Raw genomic sequence first — 7,517 nt, forward strand, 5'->3', positions numbered from 1 at the left:
TCGCCGTTCCCTCGTCAGGCTTCCGGAGACCGACAAGCATCTCGATTGTCGTCGTCTTCCCCGCCCCGTTCGGACCAAGCAAACCGAAGATCTCCCCCTTCTCCACCTGAAATGATACGCCATTCACCGCAGTAAATGAGCCGTACCTCTTCAACAATCCTTTCACATCAACCATTACTTCATTAGGCATAACGAGCCTCCTGTCAGAAAAAAGTAACCGCCCATGGGTTGAGCGGTCCGTTCTCAGTTGTCTATATGCGATGATGATCTGCACGCCAATCTTGTACAGCTTTCTTAATGTCATTCGGTGATAAATTCTCTGTTAATGTTCGTTCCACCAATCCCGGTAACTCTTCATCCGGCGCGAAACGAAGCGCAACCACCTGCTTCACAGTGAGCTCCGGATCCAGCACATTTCCCGTCAAACGATAATAACGGAAATTTTCCTCATCTCGAATCGTTCTGTCCTGAACTTGAAGGGCATATAATCTCAACTTCACCATTATGAACAGAAATGTGATCGTGGTAAACAGTACGATGAAACTGAGCAGCGTCTGCGAGGCCGCATTTTTCACAAAGAAAACAATCGAAAGAATCAGTGTCACAACCGTAAGCAGCGTTATTCCATAGTGGTAAACCGGATCGATCTTACTGTGATTCTCATAGTTTTGAAGTTTCATATGTACCTCCTGAGGGTGATAGATTCATTATATACTAATTGACGGGCGGTTGGAGAAACGTGACAAAAAAGGGAATGAAAAGCGCCTTCATATGTGGATCCTGGCGGGACAATGAACCTGTCCCCCCGTCCCAGGATCCAGGTTCATCTTGCCTGGTTTTTAGCACCTACATCGTAAACGGCGGAATATACCGCCCATCCACATCCGTGAACTGATACTCCTTGGCCAGGTCTCCCGCTTTCAGCACCCGGCCGCTTTTCTCCAACACATCAGGATCCTTTGCCAATGCGGTAATCGCACGTCCAATATAAAAAGGGGTTTCGGTTTTCTTCAGGTCCTCCGATTCCTCCCATTTCTCCTCCTCTGCCCCATGATGCTCCAATACAAGTTCAGTCCTCATGAACCCGGGGGACACCGCCATAACAGCAATATTATCCGGCTTTAATTCAATGGAAAGTCCATACGCCATCCGAACGAGTGCATTCTTTGCCAAATCATAATAAAACTGTCCGATGTAACGGCCATCGTCCCAGAAGGTCGTGTGAATGATGAGGCCGTCACCTTTCTTCTGAATCAGCGGAATGGCATAATGATTGGTTGCCAACTGTGCGCGTACACCTGCCGTGAACATTGTATCCCAATGCGCGAGCGGCAGCTCCCAGAAGGAACCTGCCTCGACTCCAAGATCATGGGCTCCCCACACATTATTGACGAGTATATCCAACTTCCCCTGTTCCTCACGAATTTGTCTGATAACAGCTTCCGTTTCCGCATCGACCGTATGATCACAACGCACCGCAATCCCTTTTCCACCGGCAGCATTAATCTCAGCAGCCGTATCATCGACCGTGCCCGGCCAATCATTTGTCGATTTCCCTTTCGTACTGCGTCCCGTCACATAAACCGTCGCACCTGCCTTCCCCAGCTCTATGGCGATTCCACGTCCGGCTCCCCTGCTGCCGCCTGTCACCAGCGCAACCTTTCCAAGTAATGATTTCATGACTTTCAATCCTTTCATGTTTAAGATATTCTCATTATACGGTTGTATTCTTGACATCAATTGTCATATTTAATGAAATGAACCTATCATTCTAAAAAAGAGCAGGTGAAAGCATGAGAGGCGATCGATTGATATCCATCCTACTAGCCTTACAATCCCACGGACGAATGACCGCCAAAGAACTTGCTGAAAAGCTTGAAGTCTCGGAACGGACCATTTACAGGGACATGGAAGCCTTGAGCGGAACCGGTATCCCCGTATTTGCAGAGCGGGGGAAAAACGGCGGCTGGTCACTATTGGAGGACTACCAGACAGACTTGACCGGCTTGAAAGAATCTGAAATACGCGCGCTGTTTGTTTCACCATCCCCACACTTACTCGATGACCTTGGATTGACTCGCACATCAGAGGAAGCAAGGAATAAACTGATCGCCTCCCTGCCGTCCGTCTATCGCAAAAATGCCATAGGGGTCTGGAACCGAATCCACATCGACATGCGTTCATGGCGCGGACAGAAAGAGAAAACAGCTTCATTTGAGGTCCTCAAACAATCGATATGGAAAGAAAACAAGCTCAAAATCGTCTATCAGCGTGCGGACGGGGATACGGACGAGCGAATCGTTGCGCCACTTGGGCTTGTTGCAAAAGGGGACCTCTGGTACTTGATCGCCTTCAAGGAAAATGGCGATATCCGAAACTACCGTGCTTCCCGGGTTCACCATGCAGAACTACTTGTAGAAACATTTGTGAGACCGGAAAACTTTGACCTGGCTGAATACTGGAATTCTTCAACCAAAACCTTCATCAAGAACTTACCCAGTTATGAAGTCAGGGTCGAAGCCGCTCCGTCAATCGTCTCGAGACTCTCTTTCACGGGCCGGTTTGCAAGGATCCTTGACATCGGAGCTGAAACCAGCGAAGGCTGGATTCCCGTTATCCTCTCATTCGATACGGAAGCAGAAGCAGCAGGCTATCTGCTTGGTTTTTCAGACCAACTAAAGATCATCGAACCGGCAGTCCTGCGCAGTAAGATCCTTCAAATGGCTGAAAATACGGTGGAATTTTATCGGTAGAAATATAGATGAATATGACTTATATGCATGCACGCCGTGTCGAAGGTCTGCTTTTGAGAATCGTTGAGGTTTTTGAAAATTATTCGGTAACTTTATCTCTTGGTTGACTGGATGGCAGGAAAAAACGGGTTAATAGAATTAAATTTGAGTGGCTGCTCTCTTGTCAAAGTTGCAGTACTTTTTTGAGTAATGTGCAAGCACCAGGGTCCCTGGCCGCTTGGGATACCACCGCTCAGTCAATCCACCCTTTCTTTTTCGCAATCATGACAGCGTCGATCCGATTCTTCGCTTCCACCTTTTGGATGATTTCAGATATATAATTCCGGATGGTTGGAGGTGAAAGAAAGAGCACCTGACTGATATCGGAAACGGAGTCCCCTTTTTCCAAATGGCGGAGGACTTCCTGTTCCCTTATGGTAAGGGGATTGACTTCTTCAAACATCGCATGCGACAGCTGGGGACTGAATACCTTATTCCCTTGCAAGATGGAGCGCAGGTTGTCAGCGAGCTTCGTAACGGGGGCATCCTTTAATAAATAGCCCCTGACACCTGCCTGGATCGCCCGCTGCAGGTAGCCGCTCCGTGCAAAGGTCGTCACGATCGCGATGCGGCACGGATGTCCTTCATTCTGCAGGGTCTTCGCGACGTCAAGTCCGTTCAGCACGGGCATCTCGATATCGAGCAGCGCGATATCCGGAGAACTGCTCCTGATCAGTTCCAGTGCCTGCTCTCCGTTTGCCGCTTCCCCGATCACTTCTATGTCATCTTCCATCGACAGCAATCTGCCCATGGCCCCTCTCAACATTCCTTGATCTTCTGCTATGATCACTCTCATCCCTTCACCCCCTTCACTGGAACATCCACCTTCGGCACGGTGATTTTCACTGTTACTCCCTGTTCCATATCTGATTCGAAGTCGAGTCTTCCTTCAATCATGGAAAGCCGTTCTTTCATGCCGAATAATCCGCTTCCGTTCTGTCTATCCACCTCCTGCAAACCCTGCCCATCGTCCTCCACCTGGAGAGTGTACGATCCGTCCGTTTCGTAAATCTTGATCCAGCAGCGGTCCGCCCGGCTGTGCTTCACGACATTCGTGGCACATTCCCTGAGACACATACCGAGAATTTTCCCTATAACAGGAGGGATTGCACCCGTCTGCTCTTCTACCTGTACGTGCAAGCCGGCAGACCGCAGCATGCCCGAGGCTTGAACAATTTCATCCGACAGGCTCACCGACTGCATGTCGCTCACAAGTTTTCGTGTCTGCACCAATGTATTCCGGATGATCTCCTGAAGCTCCTTCGCCTCGTCGGCCGCTTCATCAAGCTTATCCGGTATCAGCCGTTCGATCAGTTCCCCTTTTAATGTTAAAAGGGACAATGTGTGCCCCAGCGTATCATGCAGATCCCTGGAGATCCGCCCCCTTTCCTCGAGCTTCACAAGCCTGATAATTTCTTCGTTCGCCCCTTGAAGCTCGACCTTCATTTCGTAGTGCAGCTGCTGCGCCCGCAAAAAATAAGGTACGCCCAGCAGAAAAACAAGAACGGTTACCCATGCCCAATCTTCTTCCCCTAAGCGGGCCCATCCTTCATACGAAGCCGTCAACGTATACAGAATTACCAGGAACCCATTGACCACCGTTATCCGGAAGAACGATGACAAATGCCCCGTCACGATAACCGGATATATTCCATACCAGCAATTCCAGGGGGAAAAGAACACCATCAGCAGACATACACACAGATGCTGAATGATGATCAGCAGCTCACGGTGTGCCGTTTGTGCCATTCCCCTCCAAAAAGCCAGCGACAGAACGAGAAACAGGACATACCCGTACCACTTATCTCCAAAAGGAAGAAACACCATACACAATGAAGGAATGATCAACAGCGACAACCAATTGAATTTTATTGGGGTCTTCATGGCTCTCCCCCTTTTTAAAAAATGGACTATCTATTGTCTTTCACAAAACAGGGCTGATCTCCTCTTTATTTACCAGAAGAAATCGATTTACGCATCCAGATCGGGATCCACGCAATGGAGAGTGTCGCCACGAGCGCATGAATTGTATTCGCTACGCCTGCGATATCGGGTTCTGCAGGATAAGCCCAATCATACAATGAAAGCAGAACGCCCGCGAGAACCGTAATCATACCGTAATACAACCTTGGCCTCTTCGTTTCCGCTGCCAATTTGGAATAAATGTATGCACCGATCACATTGACAACCACACACATCACGAGAATCGACACTGGCGTCATCTTTTCAAAACTTACTTCCAGCCAAAAACACAGCACCTGATACAAAATAATCGCAGCCGCTCCCGAAACCAGACCGACCGCCGAACCAACCTTTAACACACTCTTCATCAATGCACCAACTTTCTCTTTACTTGATTCCGGTATCATCCTATCACGCCAAGGTTTGGGCAAATAGTGATGAATATCATTTGGTTAGAGCTGAAAGCTTGAACAGGAGCTGTTCCCGCGAATTTTTTTAATGTATGATTAAGGTAAATTAGACTCGTAAAGGAGCGATTGACATGACATATGAAGAAATCATGCAGAGGCTTGAGGAGCTTGGGACGGAACAAACGAAGCGTATTTTCATGAATCATGGTGTGAAGGAACCGTATTTCGGTGTGAAAATCGGGGATATGAAAAAGCTGGTCAAATTCGTGAAGAAGGATCATGAACTGGCACTCCGGCTTTATGATTCAGGCAATCATGATGCGATGTATTTGGCAGGGCTGTCGATCAATCCGAAGCTTGTGACCAAGGAAACGCTTGAGGATTGGGTAAGGAAAGCGTATTGGTATATGGCGGCGGAGTATACGGTTGCCGGGGTGGCGGCGGAAAGTGAGTATGCACTGGAGCTTGCTCGTGAATGGATCGATGCCGATGAAGAAATGATTGCGGTGTGCGGATGGAGTACTTATGCGAATTATGTATCGATTGCACCGGATGAGGAGCTTGATATGGATGAGGTCAGGGGGCTGCTGGACAGAGTGAAGGATTCTGTTCATGGAGAACGGAACCGTGTGCGTTATGTGATGAACGGATTCGTCATGTCGGTCGGCACTTATATCCCGGCCCTGCACGCGGAAGCCATGGATGTCGCGGAATCGATTGGAAAGGTGCATGTCGATGTAGGTAATACAGCATGCAAGGTGCCTCTTGCTTCGGAATACATCAAGAAAGTGGCGTCAAAGGATCGCGTAGGGATGAAGCGGAAGACGTGTATATGCTGATAATCTTGGCTGACAGGGAAAATAATTAAAGGCTGTTGTCTAAAAGATTGTTGATTTTCGTACACTTTATGCAGTCTCGCTTTTCGAACTAAATCCTTAAACAAGTTGCAGACATATAACGAAAAGAGCCAAGTGCCGGTATTTTCTTGAGTGTGAAGCAGCAAAGAATGCGAAAAGAGCCTGAATAAAAGACAAAACACCTCCGCAATGGGAGGTGTTTTTCAGTCTGTATTAGATTTTAAAATCAAACTCATCCGGATCCGGGCCGCTGCGCTTGTTTTCGTTCAGGGCATCAAGCTGTTTCATTTGTTCATCTGACAATTCGAAGTCGAAGAGGCTGATGTTTTCTTTAATCCGTGACTCGGTCATTGATTTCGGAATCGTGATGATCCCGTGTTGAAGATCCCAGCGCAGAATGACTTGGGCTGCCGATTTGTTGAGCGATTTTGCGATGTCCTGAATCGTGTCGTTTGTCAGCAGTTCCGCATTCATCAATGGTGACCATGCCTCGACTCTGATGTTGTGTTCTTCACAGAACGTGCGCACTTCTGTCTGAGTCAGCTTCGGATGAAATTCGATCTGGTTCACGACCGGCTTGATTTCAGTTTCGTTCATCAATGTTTCCAGGTGGTGGATTTCGAAGTTGCTGACACCGATGGATTTGATACGTCCTTCTTTGTAGAGAGCTTCGAGTGCCTTCCAGGATTCCATGTATTTGTCTTTCCCCGGCCAATGAATGAGGTAAAGGTCGAGATAATCAAGCCCCATTTTCTTCAGGCTTTCTTCATAAGCAGCGACCGTTTCTTCATAAGAAAGACCGTCATTCCAGACTTTGGATGTGATGAACAGCTCTTCCCTCGTGACTAGTCCCGCTTCGATTGCTTTTCGGATACCGTTCCCTACGCTCTTCTCATTTCCGTAGATCGCGGCGGTGTCGATACTTCTATATCCCAGTCGGATTGCAGTCTCGACCGCTTTCTCCAATTCCGTACCTTCTTCAACACGGAATACGCCGTATCCAAGCTGCGGCATTTCAATGCCGTTATTTAAAGTAAGTGATGGTACACTCATCATCAATTCCTCCTTGTTGATTGGTGGATGAATCAGCCTAAGCCAATCCTACGTATCAGTATGAACCTTATCGGAGAATTATGGAAGTAGGTACTTTATTGTGCTATAGGTACTTTCGGGTAACATTCGGCTGGCAGAGCAGTTGCAGGGTGCATTATTTTCAAAAAGGTCAATTGGAAAGCCGGAAACAAGTCATTCCAACTCATTAATCTCCCTGGTTAATTCTAAGAACCGTTTATCCAAATCCGCATAATCCTTGTCCCCCGGGGTCATGAAACTGAGCCTCCCCAGTACTTCCTGTCTCTCCGTCTCGAGCGTCAACCGCAATTCCTCTACGTCGCTGCGCTCAGGAGCAGACTCATTCAACTGCTTGCGGATTTCCCTGTTTTCAATCACGAGCTTTACACTTGTCGTTTTCTCAAGAAAATACCGGTCATGCGAGA

9 protein-coding genes and 1 pseudogene are annotated in these 7,517 nt (G+C 48.0%); 2 read left to right on the forward strand and 8 right to left on the reverse strand.

Features of this window, described 5'->3' with window-relative positions; genetic code table 11:
- The 3 genes from HP456_RS16970 to HP456_RS16980 form a co-directional block, all read right to left on the reverse strand.
- Positions 1 to 190 (reverse strand): ATP-binding cassette domain-containing protein (locus HP456_RS16970; protein WP_172253281.1); only part of this gene is annotated, 190 nt, incomplete at its 3' end.
- Positions 191 to 251: 61 nt separating this feature from the next.
- Complete coding sequence (locus HP456_RS16975; RefSeq protein ID WP_172253283.1) at positions 252 to 680, reverse strand: DUF6526 family protein; 429 nt, start codon at positions 678 to 680, stop codon at positions 252 to 254.
- Between the two features lie 166 nt (positions 681 to 846).
- Positions 847 to 1,680 carry an SDR family NAD(P)-dependent oxidoreductase gene (locus tag HP456_RS16980; protein ID WP_172253285.1) on the reverse strand — a complete coding sequence of 278 codons (834 nt, stop codon included), beginning with the start codon at positions 1,678 to 1,680 and terminating at the stop codon, positions 847 to 849.
- 113 nt (positions 1,681 to 1,793) lie between these two features.
- Between HP456_RS16980 and HP456_RS16985 the strand changes: the two genes are divergently transcribed.
- Positions 1,794 to 2,753 carry a helix-turn-helix transcriptional regulator gene (locus tag HP456_RS16985; RefSeq protein WP_172253287.1) on the forward strand — a complete coding sequence of 320 codons (960 nt, stop codon included), beginning with the start codon at positions 1,794 to 1,796 and terminating at the stop codon, positions 2,751 to 2,753.
- 232 nt (positions 2,754 to 2,985) lie between these two features.
- On the opposite strand, the gene HP456_RS16990 is transcribed toward HP456_RS16985, so the two are convergent.
- The 3 genes from HP456_RS16990 to HP456_RS17000 form a co-directional block, all read right to left on the reverse strand.
- Positions 2,986 to 3,588, reverse strand: coding sequence for a response regulator transcription factor (locus HP456_RS16990; protein WP_172253289.1), 603 nt, complete (start codon positions 3,586 to 3,588; stop codon positions 2,986 to 2,988).
- Positions 3,585 to 4,676, reverse strand: coding sequence for a sensor histidine kinase (locus HP456_RS16995; protein WP_172253291.1), 1,092 nt, complete (start codon positions 4,674 to 4,676; stop codon positions 3,585 to 3,587). Before HP456_RS16995 ends, HP456_RS16990 begins: the two co-directional genes overlap by 4 nt.
- A gap of 65 nt (positions 4,677 to 4,741) precedes the next feature.
- Positions 4,742 to 5,161, reverse strand: coding sequence for a hypothetical protein (locus HP456_RS17000; RefSeq protein WP_172253293.1), 420 nt, complete (start codon positions 5,159 to 5,161; stop codon positions 4,742 to 4,744).
- Positions 5,162 to 5,295: 134 nt separating this feature from the next.
- Here HP456_RS17000 and HP456_RS17005 point away from each other — a divergent pair, with 134 nt between their 5' ends.
- A complete protein-coding gene (locus tag HP456_RS17005; protein ID WP_172253295.1) occupies positions 5,296 to 6,003 on the forward strand; it encodes a DNA alkylation repair protein in 708 nt (235 codons plus the stop codon).
- A 231-nt stretch (positions 6,004 to 6,234) separates the two neighbouring features.
- Here HP456_RS17005 and HP456_RS17010 read toward each other — a convergent pair whose 3' ends face one another.
- The gene (locus HP456_RS17010) at positions 6,235 to 7,077 is read right to left on the reverse strand and encodes an aldo/keto reductase (protein WP_172253297.1); all 843 of its coding nucleotides are present in this window, start codon (positions 7,075 to 7,077) and stop codon (positions 6,235 to 6,237) included.
- A 189-nt stretch (positions 7,078 to 7,266) separates the two neighbouring features.
- A pseudogene (locus HP456_RS17015) lies at positions 7,267 to 7,517 on the reverse strand (hypothetical protein); the annotation flags it as partial.

It is taken from the genome of Bacillus haikouensis (assembly GCF_013179555.1).
Taxonomy (GTDB): domain Bacteria; phylum Bacillota; class Bacilli; order Bacillales; family Bacillaceae_B; genus Rossellomorea; species Rossellomorea haikouensis_A.

Excerpts from the sequence above, each read along its gene's own strand:
- HP456_RS16975 (WP_172253283.1), bottom strand. The coding sequence starts at position 680 with ATGAAACTTCAAAACTATGAGAATCACAGTAAGATCGATCCGGTTTAC.
- HP456_RS16980 (WP_172253285.1), bottom strand. The coding sequence starts at position 1,680 with ATGAAATCATTACTTGGAAAGGTTGCGCTGGTGACAGGCGGCAGCAGG.
- HP456_RS16985 (WP_172253287.1), top strand. The coding sequence starts at position 1,794 with ATGAGAGGCGATCGATTGATATCCATCCTACTAGCCTTACAATCCCAC.
- HP456_RS16990 (WP_172253289.1), bottom strand. The coding sequence starts at position 3,588 with ATGAGAGTGATCATAGCAGAAGATCAAGGAATGTTGAGAGGGGCCATG.
- HP456_RS16995 (WP_172253291.1), bottom strand. The coding sequence starts at position 4,676 with ATGAAGACCCCAATAAAATTCAATTGGTTGTCGCTGTTGATCATTCCT.
- HP456_RS17000 (WP_172253293.1), bottom strand. The coding sequence starts at position 5,161 with ATGATACCGGAATCAAGTAAAGAGAAAGTTGGTGCATTGATGAAGAGT.
- HP456_RS17005 (WP_172253295.1), top strand. The coding sequence starts at position 5,296 with ATGACATATGAAGAAATCATGCAGAGGCTTGAGGAGCTTGGGACGGAA.
- HP456_RS17010 (WP_172253297.1), bottom strand. The coding sequence starts at position 7,077 with ATGATGAGTGTACCATCACTTACTTTAAATAACGGCATTGAAATGCCG.